The 19,225-nt window shown below is 75.4% G+C and carries 15 protein-coding genes; 3 read left to right on the forward strand and 12 right to left on the reverse strand.

Annotated features, from left to right (window positions below; genetic code table 11):
* Nucleotides 1-34: 34 nt before the first annotated feature.
* The 8 genes from AB0P24_RS07535 to AB0P24_RS07570 all read right to left on the reverse strand — a co-directional run bounded on the left by AB0P24_RS07535 (nt 35) and on the right by AB0P24_RS07570 (nt 12,392).
* A complete protein-coding gene (locus AB0P24_RS07535; RefSeq protein ID WP_365791273.1) occupies nt 35-4,288 on the reverse strand; it encodes an SAV_2336 N-terminal domain-related protein in 4,254 nt (1,417 codons plus the stop codon).
* Nucleotides 4,278-5,315: a MoxR family ATPase gene (locus tag AB0P24_RS07540; RefSeq protein WP_365791274.1), complete on the reverse strand. Its 1,038-nt coding sequence runs from the start codon at nt 5,313-5,315 to the stop codon at nt 4,278-4,280. The genes AB0P24_RS07535 and AB0P24_RS07540 overlap by 11 nt, the downstream gene beginning before the upstream one ends.
* A gap of 32 nt (nt 5,316-5,347) precedes the next feature.
* Nucleotides 5,348-7,015: a trypsin-like peptidase domain-containing protein gene (locus AB0P24_RS07545; RefSeq protein WP_365791275.1), complete on the reverse strand. Its 1,668-nt coding sequence runs from the start codon at nt 7,013-7,015 to the stop codon at nt 5,348-5,350.
* A complete protein-coding gene (locus AB0P24_RS07550) occupies nt 7,012-7,350 on the reverse strand; it encodes a CU044_2847 family protein (RefSeq protein WP_365791276.1) in 339 nt (112 codons plus the stop codon). The genes AB0P24_RS07545 and AB0P24_RS07550 overlap by 4 nt, the downstream gene beginning before the upstream one ends.
* Nucleotides 7,351-7,692: 342 nt before the next feature.
* On the reverse strand, nt 7,693-9,078 hold the full coding sequence (locus AB0P24_RS07555) for a carboxyl transferase domain-containing protein (protein ID WP_365791277.1): 1,386 nt from the start codon (nt 9,076-9,078) through the stop codon (nt 7,693-7,695).
* Entirely contained in the window at nt 9,071-10,552 is a 1,482-nt protein-coding gene (locus tag AB0P24_RS07560) for an acyl-CoA synthetase (RefSeq protein WP_365791278.1), read from the reverse strand. Before AB0P24_RS07560 ends, AB0P24_RS07555 begins: the two co-directional genes overlap by 8 nt.
* A 115-nt stretch (nt 10,553-10,667) precedes the next feature.
* A complete protein-coding gene (locus AB0P24_RS07565; protein ID WP_365791279.1) occupies nt 10,668-11,270 on the reverse strand; it encodes a class I SAM-dependent methyltransferase in 603 nt (200 codons plus the stop codon).
* 42 nt (nt 11,271-11,312) lie between these two features.
* Entirely contained in the window at nt 11,313-12,392 is a 1,080-nt protein-coding gene (locus AB0P24_RS07570; protein WP_365791280.1) for a MerR family transcriptional regulator, read from the reverse strand.
* A gap of 127 nt (nt 12,393-12,519) precedes the next feature.
* On the opposite strand from AB0P24_RS07570, the gene AB0P24_RS07575 reads away from it, so the two are divergent.
* The gene (locus tag AB0P24_RS07575) at nt 12,520-13,398 is read left to right on the forward strand and encodes a hypothetical protein (RefSeq protein WP_365791281.1); all 879 of its coding nucleotides are present in this window, start codon (nt 12,520-12,522) and stop codon (nt 13,396-13,398) included.
* On the opposite strand, the gene AB0P24_RS07580 is transcribed toward AB0P24_RS07575, so the two are convergent.
* Nucleotides 13,379-13,933, reverse strand: coding sequence for a hypothetical protein (locus tag AB0P24_RS07580; RefSeq protein WP_365791282.1), 555 nt, complete (start codon nt 13,931-13,933; stop codon nt 13,379-13,381). The two genes, AB0P24_RS07575 and AB0P24_RS07580, sit on opposite strands and share 20 nt — an antisense overlap.
* Before the next feature lie 184 nt (nt 13,934-14,117).
* Here AB0P24_RS07580 and AB0P24_RS07585 point away from each other — a divergent pair, with 184 nt between their 5' ends.
* Both AB0P24_RS07585 and AB0P24_RS07590 read left to right on the forward strand, forming a co-directional pair.
* The gene (locus tag AB0P24_RS07585; protein WP_365791283.1) at nt 14,118-14,891 is read left to right on the forward strand and encodes an IclR family transcriptional regulator; all 774 of its coding nucleotides are present in this window, start codon (nt 14,118-14,120) and stop codon (nt 14,889-14,891) included.
* Nucleotides 14,891-15,739, forward strand: a complete 849-nt coding sequence (locus AB0P24_RS07590) for an SMP-30/gluconolactonase/LRE family protein (RefSeq protein WP_365791284.1) — start codon at nt 14,891-14,893, stop codon at nt 15,737-15,739. Before AB0P24_RS07585 ends, AB0P24_RS07590 begins: the two co-directional genes overlap by 1 nt.
* Before the next feature lie 187 nt (nt 15,740-15,926).
* On the opposite strand, the gene AB0P24_RS07595 is transcribed toward AB0P24_RS07590, so the two are convergent.
* From AB0P24_RS07595 to AB0P24_RS07605, 3 genes are read right to left on the reverse strand one after another with little or no spacing between them, the layout of a single operon-like run.
* Nucleotides 15,927-17,330, reverse strand: coding sequence for an FAD-dependent monooxygenase (locus AB0P24_RS07595; RefSeq protein WP_365791285.1), 1,404 nt, complete (start codon nt 17,328-17,330; stop codon nt 15,927-15,929).
* On the reverse strand, nt 17,323-18,558 hold the full coding sequence (locus AB0P24_RS07600; RefSeq protein ID WP_365791286.1) for an MAB_1171c family putative transporter: 1,236 nt from the start codon (nt 18,556-18,558) through the stop codon (nt 17,323-17,325). The genes AB0P24_RS07595 and AB0P24_RS07600 overlap by 8 nt, the downstream gene beginning before the upstream one ends.
* Nucleotides 18,555-19,151, reverse strand: coding sequence for a toxin-antitoxin system, toxin component family protein (locus AB0P24_RS07605; RefSeq protein WP_365791287.1), 597 nt, complete (start codon nt 19,149-19,151; stop codon nt 18,555-18,557). Before AB0P24_RS07605 ends, AB0P24_RS07600 begins: the two co-directional genes overlap by 4 nt.
* Nucleotides 19,152-19,225: the final 74 nt, after the last annotated feature.

A 19,225-nucleotide genomic window follows, 5' to 3' on the forward strand; every position in this document is an offset into this window, starting at 1 on the left:
TACGGCGGGTACGGGCGGCTTCCGGCAGCGGGCCCTAGGAGTCGCGGGTCGTGGTGAGGGTCAGGTCCCAGCGGACGGCGACGCCGCGCGGGGTGTTCTCTCCCGGCCCGTCACCCAGCTCGGCCCGGGCCTGGTCCGGGTGGGTGCGCGGACGGTTCTCCGACAGCAGGAGCAACCGCCCCCGCACGGCGTTCTCGACGGCCTCGGGCACGGTCTGCAGGATGCCGAGGGCCAGTACGCAGAGCACGTCGGTGATGCGCCACCGTGCTTCGCCGACCGCACGGAACGTGCCGGCGGACACGTCCAGCGCGAGCCGGCGCTCGGTGAGATCCACCTCGTAGTAGCCGGTGGCCTCGGGACCGCGGGTGAGGCTGAGGTCCTCGCGGCGAGGACCCTGGTACACGACGGTCCTGGTCTCTCCCGACGGCTTGGGGAACAGGTTCCCGGCGGGCAGCGGGCAGGGGCCGAAGACCGCCGGCGGATCGACGGTGCGGTCATGGGCCACCCGCGGCAGCAGCGCGGGCCAGTACCAGCCCGCCGCGGACCCGCGTCGCAGTGGCGACAGCCGGTCGGCGAAGCCCGGGTCGTCGTCCCACTCGTCGCGCAGTGTCTGCGGCACGGCGACGACGGCCCGCCGGTCGCCCGAGGCGTCCAGCGCCTGACGGACGGCGGCCGGATCCGGTGCCTCGACCCGGCCGTCCGCGTGGCGGCACGAGAACGTCACCAGCCATCTGCGGTCGGCGCCCAGCAGCACCAGTTCGTCCCGCAGCCGCAGCCACGTGGCGGAGAGCAGCGCGAGCACCGACACGTCCGGCGCCGTCACCACGAAGTAGCCGGTTTCCCGCGCGGACAGGTCGTACTGGGCCGCGTCCAGCCCGCCCGCCGCCAGCAGCCGGGTGACCGCCCGGCCGAGCGCCGCCACGGAGTCCGCGTCCCGGGGCGGATCCGCCAACTCGTACGTGACGAAGGTCCGGTAGGTCGGCGGCGGCTCCTCGCCGTCCCCGGGAGCCTCCTCGGAACCGTCGTCGGGGTCGCCCTCGTAGCCCTCGTCACCGTCGTCGTACTCGTCCGCGAAGTCACCGATCGGATCCGCCACCGCGAACAGACTCTCCGGCACCACGTTCTGCGGCAGCGGAGTCTCGAGCGATTCGGCCGACTCCTCCTCCAGCGCGAGAACGGACGGCAGTGACTCCTCGGTGGGGAAGGAGCCCACCGGTTCGTCGTGCGACCGGGCCTCCGGTGCCGGCGGCTCGTACTCGGCCGCGTCCCCCGGCTCGTCGCGCTCCGCGCGCAACTCGTGCCCGATGGAGCGGAGTTCGGGATCGCTGCCGCCGGCCAGCTCGTACTCCTCGTAGACGTCCAGGGCCTCGTCGGTACGGCCCAGACGCTGTAGTGCGATCAGCAGCAGCCGGAGCAGGTCCTCCCGGGAGGGGTACGTCCGCAGCAGGTCCGTGAGTTGCAGGGCGGCCCGTTCGTACTCGCCGAGATCCAGGTCGAGTTCGGCGACCTGGCGGTGCAGGGCGAGCCGGAGCTGCTGGAGCCGGGAGCGCGCGGTGCGGGCGGCGGGGCCGGGGACGTCCGCGAGGGGGCCCGCGCCGCGCCACAGCCCCAGGGCCGTGCCCAGACGGGCCCGCGCGCCCCGGAGATTGCCCTGGGCGGCCAGCGAGGTGGCCGCACTCTCCAGGCCTTCGCAGTGGACAAGATCCAGGTAGTCGGCGCTGGTGTGCAGTGCGTAGCCGTCGGGCAGCGTGGCCAGGACGCCGGGGCCCAGGGCCTCGCGCAGCCGGGACGCGATCCGGTCCACCGCCCGCGTCGCGTCCGCCGGCTCCTCGCCAGGGCTCCACAGCCCCCTCCGCAGGGCGTCGCGGGTCACCTCGCGGCCGTGCCGCAGCAGCAGCATGGCCAGCGCGGCTCTCTCCGCCGGACCGAAGTCCGAGGTACCGGCGGCGAGTTCGGTGGTCAGCGGGCCGAGGACGTGGTAGAAGCGCTGCCAGTCGTACTCCTCCTGGGCGCGCAGCAGCAGCTCGCCGTCGGCCAGCTGTTCCAGGCCGGACCCCCGCGACGGGGACGGGGACACGAGCAGCGTGAGGGCCCGCGCGTACCGCTCGCGCAGCGACTCCGGCAGGTGACGGAGCTCGTCCGGTGCGAAGGGCGGCGTCAGACGCGAGGTACCCGCGGCCAGGAGCAGCATCACCTCGCACAGCGCCGACAGGTCCTGCGCCCGCCCCGGCGCGCCCGATGTCCGGCCCGCGGCGAACCCGCCCAGCTTGACGGTGCCGTCGGGCAGCAGCATGACCTGGGACATGGTGAGAGCGCCGTGGGTGAGCCCCACGTCGTGGAGGGCGCCCACGGCCTGTGCGAGCTGGCTCCCGACCGACACCAGGAGAGGGCCGGGAAGCCGGTAACCATGCGGCGCGGCAAGGGCGTTGAGAGGAGTTCCGGCCAGGTGCTCCATGACGAGGTAGGCCCTCTCACCCTCGATGCCGAAGTCGCTGACCCCGACGAGGTTGCGGTGCCCGGCCGCCCGCAGCCGCTCGGCGTCGCGGAGGAACGCGGGCCGCCGTGCCGGGTCGGCGAACGGCCGGTGCAGCCGCAGCACCACCGACCCTCCCGTCTCCGTGTCCTTCGCCAGCCACATCGACCCGTTCGGCAGGAACCTCCGTACCAGCCGGTACCGCCCGCCGACCTGCCGTGGAAACGGGGCCGTCCCGGCGCCACCGCTCCCCGCCAGCTGCCGCACACTCTCCGCCCGCACCGTCGCGAACGCCTCGCCCTCCCCGGCGGGGGAGTTACCGGCGGCCGCGGGAGCCCCGCCGTCCCCCGGCGCCACCGCCCGGAACTCCCCGGGTGCCGCCCCCGCCCGCTCCTCGATCAACCCGCCCACCCGGGCCAGCAGTTCCCCCGTGCTGCCGCGCGCCGCCCGCGGCAGGCTCCGCAGCAGCAGCTCCCGCGTCCCCGGCCGGAACGCGTACGAGCCCGGCGGCCCCGGCACCGCCGTCAGCACCCCGCTCAGGATCACCTCCGCCAGGTGCTGCGGCCGCGGCTCCGGCTCCACCGCCCGCTGCACCAGCCGCATCACCGGCAGATCGGGGCGCCCGAGCGCCAGATGACCGGCCAGCCGGAACGCCTCCGGGGACGCGCTCGCCCGGAAACGCAGGACCAGGTCCTCGGCGGCCAGCCGGGACAGGTCGGTGCGCGCGTCCTCCGGTACGGGGGCGTCCAGCCGCGCCGCCGCGCCCGGGAACCGGGCCCCGCCCGACGACGCCACCAGCCCCGCCCAGTTCGCCAGCCACCGCGGTCCGACCTCCAGGACCGGCAGGACCGGCGTTCCCGAGGCCCCCGAGGACCCCGATGCCCCCTCGGGCACCTCCTCCTCGTACGGCGTGAAGGTGAGCGCCGATGCCGGGGCCGCCGGGAACGGGGACGACAGCAGACCGGGCGTGGCCGGCAACGCCGTGTCCCGCCACAGGTGTTCGGGCAGCGGCTGGACCACCGCCAGCGGCATCTGCCGCGCCCACCGCCGCAGCGTGCCGTACCACCGCGTGCGCGCCTCACCCGGCCGCCACTGCGGGCCCATGCAGTCGCTGACCAGGAGCGTGACGGTGCGTCCGTCAGCGGGCAGACCCGCACCGCCGCGCACCGTACCGTCCGCACCGGCCCGGTACACCGCCACCGTCCGGAACACCCCCGACTGGGCGAGCGCCGTGTGCAGTTCGCGCAGCAGCGGGCGCCAGACCGGCATGGTCGGGCCCTCGTCGTACACCAGGTTCAGACGCAGCCAGCGCTCCTGGGCCGGGTGCAGGACCGGGAGCCACCACTGCGGGGCCGCGCCGAGGCGGGCGATGCGGTCGGCGGTGGCGTGTTCGTCGAGACGGTGGCCGGCGGGCGCGTCCGTACGGCGTTTGAGCGGGCGCAGGGAGCGTTGCAGGGCCAGCGGGTGGCGCAGCATGGGCGGCGCGGGCGCGAGCAGGGAGGTGTGCGGGCCGGGGGAGGGGGCCGGAGCGGGCAGGTGGAGCGGGGTGCGAGCGGGCCCCTGGGCAGGGGGAGCCGGTGGCGGCTCCGCCTGGTCGCCGGTGGGCGGGGGCGGCGGGGCGGCCGGTTCCCGGCGCGGCGGCCGCACTGGACCGGCCACCTCCCGCGACGGGCCCGGCGGCTCCTCCTCCCGCCGCATCTGCCCTGCCAGCCACAGCAGTTCGGCCAGCTCCCGGGGCGTCGGACGCACGCCGGCACCCGCCCGCGCCAGGACGTCGGCGAGGCGGGCGAGGGGCGCGGAGCGGTCAGAAGGCATCGGTCCGGGCGGCCTCGCCGAGGTACGGCATCAGCTGTTCCGCGAGTTCGTCCAGCGACTCGGCGCCCAGGTCGGAGGACCGGGCCAGGTAGATCGCGTTGAGCAGCTGGTCGGTGGCGAGGTCGCCGCCGCCGACCCGGGACAGGAACCGGGTGATCAGCGACTGGGCGTAGGCGTCGGGCTCGCCGAGGTGGGCGCGGACGATGCCGGCGAGCTGCTGGTCGTCGGGCTGGCGGAGCCGGAGGGTCACACAGCGGCGCAGGAAGGCCGGCGGGAACTCGCGTTCGCCGTTGCTGGTGAGGACGACGAACGGGAAGGACCGGCAGCGCACCCGGCCGCGCTCCACGGGGACGCGTTCGTCGGTGCCGTCGACCATCACCTCGGCGGTGGGGGCGTGGCGGGCGGCGCGGACCAGCTCCGGGATCTCGTACTGGCCCTCCTCCAGCACGTTGAGGAGGTCGTTCGGCAGGTCGAGGTCGCTCTTGTCGATCTCGTCGATGAGCAGGGCCCGGGGCCGGCCGTAGGGCAGCAGGGCGGTGCCGAGGGGGCCGAGGCGCAGGTGGTCCTCGATACCGGACTCGGGCATCGGGGCGCCGGGGCCGGGGCCGGGGCCGGGGGCGGTGGCGGCCTGACGGGCCGCGTAGAGCCGGGAGAGCGGGTCGTACTGGTAGAGGCCGTCGTGGAGGGTGCTGCGGCTGGTGATGTTCCAGCGCAGGACCGGGCCCAGCCTCAGCTCCCGGGCCACCGCGTAGGCGAGCGAGGACTTGCCGGTACCGGGCGGGCCGGTGACCAGGAGGGGACGGCGCAGGTAGAGGGCCGCGTTGACCAGCTGGACCGTGCGCGGTGTCGCCTGGTAGGTGGCGGCGCGGTGGGTGCGGTCGGGGGAGGTGGCCGAGGTGTCGTCGGTGTCGGCCGGGGTCGCCAGTTCCGGGCCGCCGTCGAAGGCGCGCCAGGGCGGCGGCGCGGGCAGCTCGGTGATGCCGTCGTGCGGCTCCTTCGTACCGGTGTAGACGGGCCACAGGGGCATGGGGGTCCTTCTCCGTGAGTGGAAGCGGCGGGCTAGGCGACGGGAGTGTGCAGGCTGGCCGGCGGTTCGGGGTAGCAGCGCGGGTCGTCCCACAGGAGCTGCACGTCCCGCGCCCAGTGGCCGTCGGGATCGGCGTCGGCCGCGGCCTCCTCCCGCAACCGCCAGATGTGGCGGGGGAGTTCGGCCGGCGGGACGCCGTCGAGGTACGGGCTCAGGGCGTCCAGGAAGGCGCTTCCCGGGCACGGGCCGGGATGGCCGGTGGTGGCGCAGCCGGTGCGCGGCCACAGCAGGACGGGCACCGGCACGTTCAGGCCGGCCTCGAAGCGGTCCGGGGCGGTGTCGGGCGGTGCGCCGAAACCCGCCAGGCCGGCGTCCTCGTCCCGCAGCCGTTTGCGCAGGCCGAGGGGTCGCTCGGGGCTGCCGCAGTCGACCCGGTGCAGCACCGTGGGGCCTGGACTTCCCGCCAGCGCCCGCCACTTGTGGGCCAGCCGGTGGCGCAACCGCGCGCTGCGGTGCCGGGAGAGGTCGGCCACGACCAGCGGGTGTGCGCAGCCGAGCGGGGTGGCGTCCTCGGGGCCGCACGCCCAGTGCGCGACCGGTTCGTTCAGCCAGTCGCGGGGCAGCACGAAGGTGAGCAGTGCCTCGGCGTCGGGTGCGAGCAGGGCGAACGCGTCGTCCACGCGCTGCTGGACGTAGGCCCGTACCTCGCCCCGCGGCAGCCGCTGCACCGCCACCCGTCGGCGCTGCCCCTCCCGGTACGCCGACACCTGCACCGTGACCTGCTCCCGGCCCTCGCCGCTGTGCTCCAGCTCCACCACGATGGGAGCCCAGCCGGAGTCCGGCGCGGGCGCCGGCGGCCGGGGATCCAGCAGCCCCGCCAGCCGGTCGGCGAACCTCGGCACCGCCTCCGGGTCGTCCACCTGCCACTGCACATACGCCGCGGCCTCCCGCAGCGAGGCGAACCCGTCCGCGGGCGGCTCCGGGCCGAAGGGGCCCACCGCGTCCCGGTAGAGCCGCTCGGGACGGCAGTCCAGGGCCGCGGCCTCGGCCCGCCGCACCAGCGCGTGCAGCCGCCCCGAAGCGGCCGGGGTGTCGGTCGCGGGCGCCGGGACCAGCGCGCCCAGGTCGTACCAGTAGCGGGCCATGACCTCCGTCGGCAGCATGCGCCCGACCCGGACCTCCGGCTGGTCCGCGGCCTGCGTGACCATCCCGACCACCCGGCCGTCCGCCAGGGTCACCGCCGCCCCGCTGAAGCCCTGCGCGATCGGCTGGCCGTGCGCCGAGGCGGCCTCCAACTGCAGCCACTCGTCGGCGATCAGCGTCCGGGACACGGCACGGTAGCGGGCGAGCACTCCCTCCTCGTACCCGTCCGGGAAGCCGTACGCCTCCAGGTCCGCGCCGCCCTGCTCGGATCCGGGCGGCGCGAACCGGGCCGGTTGCAGGGGCACGTCACGGGTCAATTCGAGGACGGCGAGGTCGCCGGGGTCGGTCCAGCCGCCCGCCCAGCCGCCGTGCACGGCCACCGCGGCGGTCAGCTCGCCGAGGTCCCGGCGGTTCGGAAAGCTGACCGTAAGCGCCGCCCGGTCCCGGTTCTGGACGACATGGGCGCAGGTCAGCACGGTGCGGGGGCCGACGAGGAAGCCGGCCCCGGCCACCGTGCCCCCGCACTCGATCCGGGCGTGCCAGGCAGCGCGGCTCATGTCGCGTCGGCAGCCCCGGAGGCCCAGCTCAGCCGTACCACCAGCTGCCCCTCGGCCGCGCCCTTGGCGATCACGGCGCCCGCCTCCGCCGTCAGCTTCACACCGAACTCCAGCTCCACCGAGTCCGGTCGCAGGGTCCCGTCCCGGAAGACCCGCAGCGCGGACTGGGCCGCCGCCCGCACCCCGTCCAGGGCGCCCTCGAAGGAACGGGTGGCCTGCGTGACCGGTCCCGCCCCGCCGTCGCGGGACACCGGCCGGCTGCCGGGGCCGCCGTCGGCCGACTCCACGACGACGACAGCGCCGTCCTCGGTCTTGAACTCCATCATCCTCGCCATGGCGCCCCCGTGTCCTCGACCCCGTAACCCGTCCATTGTCACCGAAGACGACGGCCCCTGTCCCGCCCTCCCGACGGAATCCCGCCCGGCCCGCACCCGCCCAACACCTCTGCGCCACCGGCCTGGTGACACCGCTTCGACGCGGCCGACGGCGGCCCGCAGGGCAGGGGCGGGTGGGCAAGAGGGACCGGGAGGGCCGGGAGCAGGGGCGAGCAGGGGGGACAGGCGGGCCGGACGAAGGGGCGAGCAGGGGGGACGGGCGGGCCGGACGAAGGGGCGGAGTGGCGGCAGGGCAGGTGGATGGTCCGGTGGCGGCCGGAGCCCGTCGGCGGGGTGCCCGGGTCAGCCGGTCGGCGCGGGCGCGGCGAGGCCGTCCGGGGAGCGGCCCACGATGCCCCGGACCACTCCCAGCTCCACCAGGTCCTGGGGCCGGATGCGCAACTGGTCGGCGGTGGGCTCGACCTCCTCCGGCGGGCGTTTCAGGATCGCCGCCGCCAGTTCCGGGGCGATGACGGAGAAGTAGCTGTCCGGGGTGGCCCAGGTGTTGCCGGGCGCGGCCAGCGCCAGCGCCCCGCCCGAGCCGCCCTCCCCGATGACGAGGGTGGTGATCGGCATCCGGGCCGCCGCCACCTCCCCGAACAGCTCCGCGATCGCCGCGCCCGCCCCCTGCCGTTCCGCGTCCGCGTCATTGGCGGCGCCCGGGGTGTCGACGAGGGTCAGCACGGGGATGTCGAGCCGGTCCGCGAGCCGTATCAGGCGCGCGGCGGTCCGGTACCCGGCGGGCCGGGTCGCCGTCCCGGTCTGCGCGGCGAAGGCGACGGTACGGCCGTCCCGCTCGCCGAACCCGCACAGCATCCCGTCCGGATCCGCACCGCCGCACCGGTCGCCGACGAGGGCGACCCGGCGGGTGAAGTAGGCGTCCAAGTAGGCCTGGGCGCGGGGGCGTTGCGGGGCCCGGGCGCGCCGGACGGCCTCCCCGCCGGTGGCGGGCAGGCCGGTGCCGCCGAGGGCGGCCGGCGGGTCGGCGGGGGTCGCGGCCGGGGAGGTCAGCAGCCGCAGCCACAGCCCGAGCCGGCTCTTGAGCCCGCTCATGGGCACCACGGCGTCCACCGACCCCGCCGCGAGCTGCGCCTCGGCCGTGTACGCGGCCGGGTCGGCGTCCGGCGGGCGGACCCGGGAGCCGGCGAAGCCGACCTGGGCACCGGGCAGGGCCAGGATCACGTCGGCGCCGGCGCCCAGGGTGGCCCAGCCGCCGCCGGTCGTCGGGTCGCGCAGGACCGCGATCTGCGCCAGCCCCGCCTCCCGGGTGAGCGCCGACTGGCGGGCCACGCGCTGGAGCTGGGACAGGGCGAGCATGCCCTCCTGCATCCGGCTGCCGCCGGTGGCGACCAGCGGCACGACCGGGAGCCGGTGCGCGCGGGCATGGACGTAGGCCGCCTCCAGCCGGTCCCCGGTCCGCTCGCCCAGCGAGCCGCCGAGGAAGCCGAACTCGAACGCGATCAGCACGGCTGCCGTGCCCTCGACGCGCGCGGTGCCGACGACGACGGACTCCTCCTCGCCGGTGCGCCCGGCGGCGCGGGCGCGCGAGGCCTCGTACCCCTGCCAGGCGAGCGGGCCGTCGGGCGGCGACTGCCGTGCCGGGTGCGGGAGTTCGGCGAAGGTGCCGGGGTCGGTGACGAGGTCGAGGACCTGGCGGGCGGAGAGCCGCTCGGGCGTCGGCTCAGGCACCGAGGGCCCGCTTCATGATCTTCCCCATGTCGTTGCGGGGGAGGGCGTCCAGGTAGTGGACGACGCGGGGGCGCTTGTGCGGGGCGAGCCGCCCGGCGACATGGTCCGCCAACTCCTCGGCGGGCGGCGGCGACTGCGGGTCGGCCGGGACGATCCAGGCGACGATCCGCTCGCCCAGGTCCGCGTCCGGCTCCCCGGTGACGGCGGCCTCCCGCACCCCCGGATGTTCCAGCAGCGCGTTCTCGATCTCCCCGGCGCCGATCTTGTAGCCCCCGCTCTTGATCAGGTCGGTGGCCTTGCGCCCGACGATCCGCACGTAGCCGTCCGGCTCGCGCACCGCCATGTCACCGGTGCGGAACCAGCCGTCGGCGGTGAAGGCGGCGGCGGTGGCGTCCGGCCGGTTGAGGTACTCGGTGAACAGGTTCGGGCCGCGCACCTGGATCTCCCCGACGGTCTCCCCGTCGTACCGCGCGATGGCCGTCCCGTCCTCCTCCACCAGCCGCAGCTCCACCCCCGGCAGCGGCACGCCCACGGTCCCCGCCCGGGCCTGCCCGTCCGCGCGCACGCTGGTGTTCATCAGGGTCTCCGTCATGCCGTACCGCTCGACGACCCGCCGTCCGGTCGCCGCCGCGATCCGCTCGTGGTCGTGGACGGGCAGCGCCGCCGAGCCGGAGACCAGCAGCCGGGCCCGGCCGAGCGCCTTCGCCAGGTCCGCGTCGCCGGGCAGCGCCTCGGCGATGCGGTGGTACATGGTCGGGACGCCGAAGAACATGGTGGCGCCGTCGTTCAGCTCGCGGGCGACCCCGGCGGTGTCGAACCGCCCGAGGTGCCGGACGGCGCCGCCGCGCCGCAGCGGCCCGAGGACGCCCAGCACGAGCCCGTGCACGTGGAAGAGCGGGAGGCCGTGGACGAGGACGTCCTCCCCGGTCCACTGCCAGGCGTCGGCCAGCGCGTCCAGCGTCGCGGCCAGCGCCCGGCGCGGGATGACGGCGCCCTTGGGCGGGCCGGTGGTGCCGGAGGTGTAGACGACGAGCGCCGGGTCGGACTCGGCGGAGCGGTCCTCGGGCAGCGGGCCCGCGGCCTGCGTGTCGACGTCGATCCGCGGCAGGCCGGCGAGCCCGGCCGGGAGCTCGGCGCCGGGCGCGGCCAGCACGGCGGCCGGTGCGCTGTCGGCGAGGATGTGCGCGAGTTCCCTGTCGCCCGACTTCGGGTTGAGCGGTACGGCCGCCCGGCCGGCGAGCAGGGTGCCGACGACGGCGACGGCCGTCTCCAGGTCCGGGGTCGCCCACACCGCGACCCGCTCGGCGTCCCCGACCCGCAGGGCCAGGGCGCCGGCCGCGGCGGCGAGCTGCCCGTAGGTCAACGACCGCGCGCCGAACCGCAGGGCGACCCTTCCCCGGACCTCGTCCGGGGGGACCCCCGCCCCGCTGCGCTCGCCCGGACCGTCCGCCAGGGCCGGAAACAGAAACGACACGCGACGACTCCTCACCGTTTCGGAACCTCGACAGTCCCTTCCTACACCAGCCGCCGCCCTCCCAGACCACCTCACTCGCACCGCGCACCACGACCTTGATCACAGTGCCGTACGGTCACGGCCGCAGCGTCCCGACGACCGCGCACAGATCGGACGCGAGCCGCACCTCCAGCGCCCGCAACGCCGGATGCTCCAGCCAGCGCAACCGCGCCCGGTCGACGCCCCCGCCGAACCGGGGCGGCCACTGGTCGCAGGGGGTGAAGTCGTCGACGACGACGGTTCCGCCGGGCACCAGCAGCCGCTCGACATCGGCGGCCGGGTCCCCGGGTACCTTCCCCTGCCCGCCGCCGTCGAGCACGAGCAGCTCGAACGGCCCGTACGCCGAGATGTCCCGCCAGTCCCCGCACGCCACCGTGACCTCGGGCCGGTCGCGGAACACCCCGGCGGCCGCCCGTGCCCGCTCCGCCTCCCGCTCCACACTGAACAGCCGCACCCCGGCCCGGGCCCCGGAGGCGAGCCACGCGAGCCCGACCCCCACCCCGGTCCCGGTCTCCCCGATCCGCCCCTGGACCCCACCGGCCAGCACCTGGAGCAGCCGCCCCTGCTCGGGCCGACAGGAGTAGGGAAACGCCTGGGCCCGGGCGGCACCGAGGGCCCGCCGGACGAGCGGAGGAAGACCGGGGAGACCGGCGTGGGCGTCGGTGCCGTGCAGCGTCATGACGGACTTTCTACCGAGCGGAGCGGAACGGGGCCATACCGCCTAACCGGCCGAGGCAGGTGGGCCGGGGGGCGGTACGACGTCGGCCACTGCCGCGCTCGCGTTGTCGGCGCCGCCCGCCGCGTCGGCCGCCTCGGTCAGTGCCCGTACCGCGTCCGCCGGCTCGCCCCGGCCCAGCAGCTCCGTGATCCGCTCGTCGCGGACCGCCCTGGTCAGCCCGTCCGAGCAGACCAGGTACCGGTCGCCGGCCCGGACCTCGTGGAGCTTCAGGTCCGGGGTGTCGGCGCTGTCGCCCGGCAGGGCCTTCGCCAGCAGCATCCGCTGCGGATGGCTCTCGGCCTCCTCCGGCGTCAGCCGGCCCTCGTCGATCAGCGTCTGCACCACACTGTGGTCGTGCGTGATCCGGAACAGCTCCCCGTCGCGCAGCAGATACGCCCGCGAGTCCCCGATGTGCACGAGGGCCAGCCGGGACCCGGTCCACAGCAGCGCGGTGAGCGTCGTACCGACCTCCGTACTGCCCTGGGCCACCCGCCGCACGGCCTCGCCTGCCGAACGCACCGCGTCCTCCAGGAGATTCAGCACGTTGCCCGCCGAAAGCTCCGCGTCCTCCAGGGGCCGCAGCGCCGCCACGGCGGCGGCACTGGCCGAGGCCCCGGCCGGCCCGCACCCGTCGGCGACGGCCAGCAGCCGGTGCCCCGCGTACGCGGTGTCCTGGTTGGACGGCCGGACCCGACCCCGGTCCGAATGGGCGGCATAACGCAGTTCCAGCATCTTCGTCGTGTCCCTTCTCGACTCTCCGGACAGATGGTCGACGAGGAACGCGGCCAGGTCCCGCCGTACGGCGGTCTCCGCCTCGATACGGGCCCAGTACGCCCGCACCTCCCGGGCGGCCTGGCCGGCGGGCAGCGCGCACACCTCGCGGATCCGCGCCAGCGGCATGCCGAGCCGCCGCAGCCAGGCCACCAGCCGGGCGCGTTCCAGCTGCGCGTCGGCGTAGTACCGGTAGCCGGTCTCCGGGTCGACCCGGGCCGGCTTCAGCAGGTCCAGCCCGTCGTACAGCCGCAGCGCCTTCGGCGACAGCCGGCAGGCCTTCGCGAAGGCCCCGATGGTCAGCCACTCCATACCTGCTCCCCCTCCCGTTCCTCGACGTCCGCCACCGATGCTGGGGCTTCACCGAAGGTGAAGGTCAACAGCGTTCCCGTTAGCCTGCCCGGGGAACGCAGCCGCCGTCAGCCAAGGGAGCTCCACCGTGCCTCGCATAGCCCTCGCCACCTACGACCCCGGCGCGGAACCGAGCAGGGACCGGGACCTGCCGGTGCTGCTGCGGGCGCTGGCCGAGGCGGGGGCCGAGGCCGTCGCCCGCCCGTGGGACGACCCGGAGGCGGAGTGGGGCGGGTACGACCTGGTCGTCATCCGCTCCACCTGGGACTACACCTGGCGCGCCGACGAGTTCGTGGCGTGGGTGGAAAAGGTGGGGACGGCGACCCGGATCGCGAACCCGGCGCAGGTGGTGCGGTGGAACACCGACAAGCGGTATCTCGGCGACCTCGCGGCGGCCGGGGTGCCGGTCGTGCCGACGCGGTATCTCGCCCCCGGCGACCCGGCCGGCCCCGCCCTCCCCGCCGACCGCGACTTCGTCGTCAAGCCCGTCTTCGGCGCCGGCGCCCGGTTCGCCGCCCGCTACACGCCCGCCGAGCACGAGACGGCCCTGCGGCATCTCGCCCGGATGCACGAGGAGGGGCTGACCGCGATGGTCCAGCCGTACGTCTCCGGCATCGACGTCAGCGGCGAGCGGGCGCTGCAGTTCGTCGGCGGGCGGCTGCTGCACGCCAGCCGCAAGCGGGCCGTGCTCACGCCGGGCACGGCGTACGACGCCGCCAAGGTCGCCCATCCGGATCTGGAGCCGTGGACCCCGGCCCCGGCCGAACTCGCCGTGGCCGAGCGCGCGCTGGCCGCCGTACCGGAGGCGCCCGAGCTGCTCTACGCCCGGGTGGACCTGGTCGACGGCGAGGGCGGGCAGCCGCAGGTGATGGAGCTGGAACTGGTCGAACCGAACCTGTTCCTGTTCCTGCACCCCGGTTCGGTGGCCGCGGTGGCGGCGGCGATCCTCAGCGCGGCTCGTCGATGACGGCGGTGCGCTGGAGCAGGCCCCAGGTGAACTCGGCGACCACCTGACGGCCGTCGGGCACCTTGAAGGCGAGGCCCCAGCGGGTGGGCGCCGTGCCCTCCAGGGGCCGGGCCGGGGCGAAGGCGCGGGCGGCCTCGTCGACCGTGCAGGACCAGGGGGTGAGGTCCTCGAAGGTCTCCAGTCTCGGGGCGGGCGCGTCCGGGGCGCGGACCAGCCATGCGTTCCAGACCGTCCCGCCGGGGGCGACCATGGCCTCGAAGCGGAGGGTGGGCCACAGGGGCAGCGGCCACTGCCAGGCCGCGCACTCCAGGTCGCCGACGGTGCGTTTGGTCTCCCACTCCGGCGGGCCGAGCACCGAGCGGTACCGTGCCGCGGCGGAGCGGGACCGCGGTGAGCGGGCCATCGCCTGCCAGCGCTTGTTCGCCTCCCGCATCTCCGCGATCGAGGCGCCCAGCGTGCTCCGGGCGTCCTCGACCAGGTCCGGGTTGTGGTCGGCCATGCGGCGCAGCAGCACCAGCTGGAAGTCCAGTCGCATGCCCCCATGGTGCCCAGGGCGCACCCGCCGGTGCCCGGCTGGTCCCCGGCCATTGCCCACGGAATCCCCGATGGTTAGCCTGTGTTCGTCATGCCGATCGCCTGTTGATATCTCGAACGGCTCCGTAGCTGAGACGCGCGGCGCACCGATATCTGGCGCTTAGACCCAAGGGAGGGGGCCGGACGTGGGACGCCTCGTGCCTGCCGTGACCCGGGCTCTCGACATTCTTGAGCTCTTCCTGGACGGGGACGGGACCCTTTCCGCCCCGGACATAGTGCGCAGACTCCAGTTGCCGCGGACCACCGTGCACGAACTGGTGACCACGCTCTCCGCCCGGTCGTACATCGTGCCCGTACCCGGACAGCCCGGACGGTACCGGCTGGGCGTGCGTCCGTACCAGCTCGGCAGCAGGTACGCCGAGCAGCTCGACCTCGCCGCCGAGGGCCAGCAGGTCGCCCGCTCCGTCGCCGAGACCTGCGACGAGACCGTCCACGTGGCGATCCTCGAAGGCACCGACGTCATCTACATCGCCAAGGTCGACTCCACGCACGCGGTCCGCATGGTCTCCGCCGCCGGCCGCCGGCTGCCCGCCCACTGCACCTCGGTCGGCAAGATGCTGCTGGCCTCGCTGCCGGAGCCGGAGCTGACCGCGCGCATCCCGGACGACGCCGACCTCGTCGCGATGACCCCGAACAGCATCACCGAGCCGGGCGCCCTGCGCGAGGCCCTCGCCGGGATCCGCGCGCGCGGCATCGCCGTGGAGAACCGCGAGTCCAACCCGGACGTCTCCTGTGTCGCCGCGCCGGTCCGCGACCGCGCCGGCCAGGTCGTCGCGGCGCTGTCCATCTCGGTGCCGATGATCCGCTGGAGCGACGAGCGCCTCAGCGAGCTGGAGCAGCTCGCGGCCAAGGGCGCGGCCGAACTCTCCGAGCGCCTCGGCCACCGGAGCGTGGCGTGATGACGACGGCTTACGAGGTCGCGGTGGCGGCGGAGGCGACCCTCGGCGAGGGTCCGACCTGGGACGCGGCGACCGGCCGCCTGCTGTGGATCGACGTCCTGGGCTCGCGTGTCCACACGTACGACCCGGCCACCGGTCACCGCACGATCCGCACCACCGAACAGCACGTCGGCGCGGTCAAGCCGCGCGCGGGCGGCGGCCTGGTCCTCAACCTCCGCGACGGCGTCGGCCTCCTCGACCCCGACGGCACGTTCCGCTGGCTGCACCGCGAGCCGGTCCCCGGCCGCCGCGCCAACGACGCGGCCGTCGCCCCCGACGGCTCCCTGTGGGCCGGCACGATGCGCTACGACGAGACGACCGGGGGCGGCACGCTCGCCCGGGTGGCGCCCGACGGCACGGCGACGACGCTGCTGCCGGACGTCACGGTCAGCAACGGCACGGGCTGGAGCCCGGACGGCCGCCTCGTCTACTACGTCGACACGCCGACCCGCCGGGTGGACGTCTTCGACTACGCCGACGGACTCCCCGTCAACCGCCGCCCGTTGGTGACGATCGAGGAGAGCGCCGGCTTCCCCGACGGGCTGACGGTCGACGCGGACGGCTGTGTGTGGGTGGCGCTGTGGGGCGGGGCGGCGGTACGCCGCTACACGCCGGCAGGTGAGCTGGACCGCGTCATCAGCCTGCCCGCCTCGCTCACGACGGCCTGTGCGTTCGGGGGCGCCGACCTGACGGACCTGTACGTCACGACGGCGCGGGTGGGGCTGGAGGCGCCGCATCCGACGGCGGGTTCCCTGCTGGTGATCCCGGGCGCGGGCAAGGGCGTGGCCCAACCGGCGTTCCAGGGCTGAGCGCCCCGAAGGGCCCCGGCCGATATGCGGCTCCGCCGCGCGGGCGCGCTCAGCCCCCCACGCGCCCGCAGGCGAAACAAGACCCTGCCGCGCGGGGCAGCAGACCGTCTGCGGCGCCGTCGTGGCCGGCCGCGCCCACGCGGCGGCAGCCGTGCATTCAGCACAGCCCCGCTCCCCTGAAGGGGCGCTATTGCAGGCCCGCTCTCTTCAACTCCTCCGCGGTCAGCGGTGGTCCGGTCAGGGGCGGCTTCAACGGCCCCGTCAGCGCCGCCAGCAGGACGGACGGTGTCAGCAGCACCTCCGCCCGCCGCTCCAGGGAGGTCACGTCCGTCACCCGGCGGGCGATGCGCCCGTTCCCGGTGGCCGTGTGCATGAGCCGGGACACGTACGCGGCCACGATCCGGTCCCGGGCCGTCGGCCCGTTCTGCGTCGCCCCCGGATAGAACACGTCCTGCCCGATGGCGAGGTCCCAGGCCGCCCCGACCGGCCGGGCGACCGCCTTCTGGACGCGACGGGACAGGCCGGGTGTGCCGAGACCGTGGCGCCGCGCCAGATCCCGCAGGAGCAGCGCGCTCTGCGCGCCCACGGCCAGCCCGTGGCCGTAGACGGGGTTGTACGCGGCCAGGGCGTCGCCGAGGACGGTGAAGTTGTCGGGCCAGGCGGGCATCCGCTCGTAGAAGTACCGGCGGTTGACGGTGGCCCGGGTGACGGCGACGTCGGACAGCGGCTCGGCCCCCGCGAGCAGGTCGCCGATGAGCGGGTGCCGCAGCCGTTCGCGGGCGAACGGGACGAAGTCGTCGGCGCAGGAGGTCGGTTCGCCCCCGCGGGTGCCGTTGAGGGTGACGATCCAGCGGCCGTTCTCGATGGGCAGCAGGAAGCCCGCCCGGCCGGGACCGCCGTCCCGTGGGTCCGGCTGCACGTTGATCACCGGGAAGCCGGCGCGGGCCTGCTCGGGTGCGAGGTAGAGCCGGCTGGCGTAGACGAGACCGGTGTCGACCTCGCGGCGCTCCGGCGCCGGCAGCCCGAGGGCCGTGAGCCAGCGGGCGGCTCCGGAACCCCGGCCGGTGGCGTCGACGACCAGGTCCGCCTCGACGGTCCGCTCCCGGCCGTCGCGGTCCCGCACCCGGACCCCGGTGACCGCCTCGGCGCCGCCCGTGAGCCCGAGCACCTCCGTGGACCCGGCCACCTCGACATGCCCGTCCGCGAGGACCCGCGCCCGGACCGTCGCGTCCAGCAGGTCCCGCCCGGCCAGGAGCACGTGGTGGGACTCGGGCCAGCGCCGGAACCAGCCGTGCGCCGAGAGGGCGACCATGTCCGTGGTGACCGGGGCCCGGCGCGCCCCGGCGTCCAGGAGTGCCGCGGTGATGCCCGGCAGCAGCTCCTCCATCGCCCGTACCCCGCCCGACCAGAGCATGTGGGCGTGCCGGGCCTGCGGAAGTCCCTTGCGGGGCTCGGGCGCCGCGGGCAGCTCGTCGCGTTCCACGACGACGACCCGGTCGACGAGGCCGGCCAGGGCCCGGGCCGCGAGCATGCCGGTGTGGGATCCCCCCAGGACGACAGCGGCTCTGGCGGGGGAGGGACGTTCACTCATGCGTGGACATGCTCTCTGCCGGGACGGCCGCGCGGGCGCGTACCGCCGTGATCTCTTCGGGGTGGCGCAGGACCTCGGAGAGGGCCTGGATCTCCTGGAGCAGATACGAGGCGTCGGTCTCGCCGGTGCCGCCGTCGTCGTCCGGGCCGTGCCGTCCGTTCTCGACGGCCTCCAGGACCGTCACGGCAGCGGCCAGGGCCCGGGCCCGGCCGGGTTCGTGGCCGAGGGCGAGAGCGGCGTCGTGGGCCCGGCCGCGCAGGTTCTCGTCGAGGAACCGCGACAGCGGCAGGAGCGCGTCGCGGATGTACGTCTCGCGGCGGATCAGGCGCATCTCGGCGGTGGCGCGCAGGGCGAGCGGTTCGCGGCCGCCCGCGACGGTCCGCAGCAGCCGGGCGAGCGGCTTCAGGGAGCGGTGCCGGCGGCGCAGCAGCCAGCGGTCGTGGAAGTACTGGCCGGCGTGCGGGACGATGAAGCCGGTCGCGACGAACGTGGCGGCGATGCAGGCGGCCGACGGTGCGATGTTGGTGTTCAGCCAGTCCAGGTCGTGACCGGTCCAGCGGGCCGCCACGGCCGTGAACTTGGCCGCGCTGAAGAGCAGGTTCGTCGCGTAGCCGATGCCCAGGAACCTGAGCCCCCAGCGCAGCCAGGCGTCGAGCCCGTCGGTGCGGATCCAGTTCCACACCAGCCGGGTCGTGATGGCGCAGGCCACGGTGTGGGCGAGGAGGTAGAGCAGGATCTCCTCGCGCATGAACGGCGTACTCGCGTAGTAGGTGTCCAGGTTCCGGACCTGTTCCACGGGCACGTCGGCGAGCGCGAACAGCACCCACAGGGCGACGACCACGGCGGCGTAGACCGAGACCACCCAGCGGGTCGCGCGCCGCGTCTGCTCCCGGCGGTCGGTGTGGCCGTTGCGCCAGTGCACGACCAGCAGCAGCCAGGACGCGGACAGCGCGGTGATCAGGGAGTACACCAGGGGCGCCGCGATGTTCGGCACGCCGGTGACCCGGTTCGTCCAGGCGATGGTGGGCGGAGCGGCGAAGGCGAACACCGCGCAGGCGAACAGCAGCAGGCCGCCCACGGCACGCAGCAGCGGGTCCCGCCACAGTTTGAGGATGCTCGGCAGCTTGATCACCAGGGCCGCGGTCAGCACGAGGCCCGGGAGCCAGAAGGAGATGTACAGCCCGGTGAGGAACGCGGCCGGACCCGCGGCCAGTGGGGAGGAGGTCACCGGGCTCCGCCTTCACGCCCGCGGTAGCCGAGGGAGCGCTGGACCGGATCGGGCGGAGCCTCGCCGCCCCGGCCGGGCAGGAAGGACCGGAGCGCGGCCGCGAGCCGGTGCCCGAAGTCGTCGGCCTCGGCCTCGTCGGCCTCCCGGGAGCCGTTGCGGGCGGCCACGGTCAGCGCGACGGAGTCCCAGCCCGGCCGCCCGGCGAAGGCGTGCGCCGCGGCCGCGTGATGATGCGTGTGACGTGCGTGCATGTGCCACAACTCATGTCCCAGGATGACCAGTTGCTGTACGGCCTCGGCGCGCTCCTCGACGATCACCAGGTCGAAGTCCAGGAACTCCACCCACAGTCCGGTGACCTCGATCTCGTCGGGGAACCGTTCGAAACGCAGCTCGACGGGCCGGCCCTCGCGTCTGCGGCTCATCTCCGCGCACAGCGCCCGGCACAACTCCCGTACGTCGGCCGGTGCCCGGGTGCCGGCGCGGACGGCGGCGGTGAGGCCGGCGGCGAGTCTGCGCATCCCCGGCTTCGGCCGGGAGCGCCGCGGCCGCGCAGTGATCCGGGCCCACCGGTGCCGCGCGCCGGCCAAGTCCATCGCTCCCCCTTCGCGCCGCCCCCGGCGGCGGTCACCGCGCTGCGTCGGCCCGTCCGAGACTACGCGCCCGGCGC

This window comes from Streptomyces sp. NPDC086519 (assembly GCF_040686075.1).
Classification (GTDB): Bacteria; Actinomycetota; Actinomycetes; order Streptomycetales; family Streptomycetaceae; genus Streptomyces; species Streptomyces shenzhenensis.

What these genes read in the sequence shown, in the direction of transcription:
- AB0P24_RS07535 (WP_365791273.1), bottom strand. Translation starts at nt 4,288, where the DNA reads ATGCCTTCTGACCGCTCCGCGCCCCTCGCCCGCCTCGCCGACGTCCTG.
- AB0P24_RS07540 (WP_365791274.1), bottom strand. Translation starts at nt 5,315, where the DNA reads ATGCCCCTGTGGCCCGTCTACACCGGTACGAAGGAGCCGCACGACGGC.
- AB0P24_RS07545 (WP_365791275.1), bottom strand. Translation starts at nt 7,015, where the DNA reads ATGAGCCGCGCTGCCTGGCACGCCCGGATCGAGTGCGGGGGCACGGTG.
- AB0P24_RS07550 (WP_365791276.1), bottom strand. Translation starts at nt 7,350, where the DNA reads ATGGCGAGGATGATGGAGTTCAAGACCGAGGACGGCGCTGTCGTCGTC.
- AB0P24_RS07565 (WP_365791279.1), bottom strand. Translation starts at nt 11,270, where the DNA reads ATGACGCTGCACGGCACCGACGCCCACGCCGGTCTCCCCGGTCTTCCT.
- AB0P24_RS07570 (WP_365791280.1), bottom strand. Translation starts at nt 12,392, where the DNA reads ATGGAGTGGCTGACCATCGGGGCCTTCGCGAAGGCCTGCCGGCTGTCG.
- AB0P24_RS07580 (WP_365791282.1), bottom strand. Translation starts at nt 13,933, where the DNA reads ATGCGACTGGACTTCCAGCTGGTGCTGCTGCGCCGCATGGCCGACCAC.
- AB0P24_RS07590 (WP_365791284.1), top strand. Translation starts at nt 14,891, where the DNA reads ATGACGACGGCTTACGAGGTCGCGGTGGCGGCGGAGGCGACCCTCGGC.
- AB0P24_RS07595 (WP_365791285.1), bottom strand. Translation starts at nt 17,330, where the DNA reads ATGAGTGAACGTCCCTCCCCCGCCAGAGCCGCTGTCGTCCTGGGGGGA.
- AB0P24_RS07605 (WP_365791287.1), bottom strand. Translation starts at nt 19,151, where the DNA reads ATGGACTTGGCCGGCGCGCGGCACCGGTGGGCCCGGATCACTGCGCGG.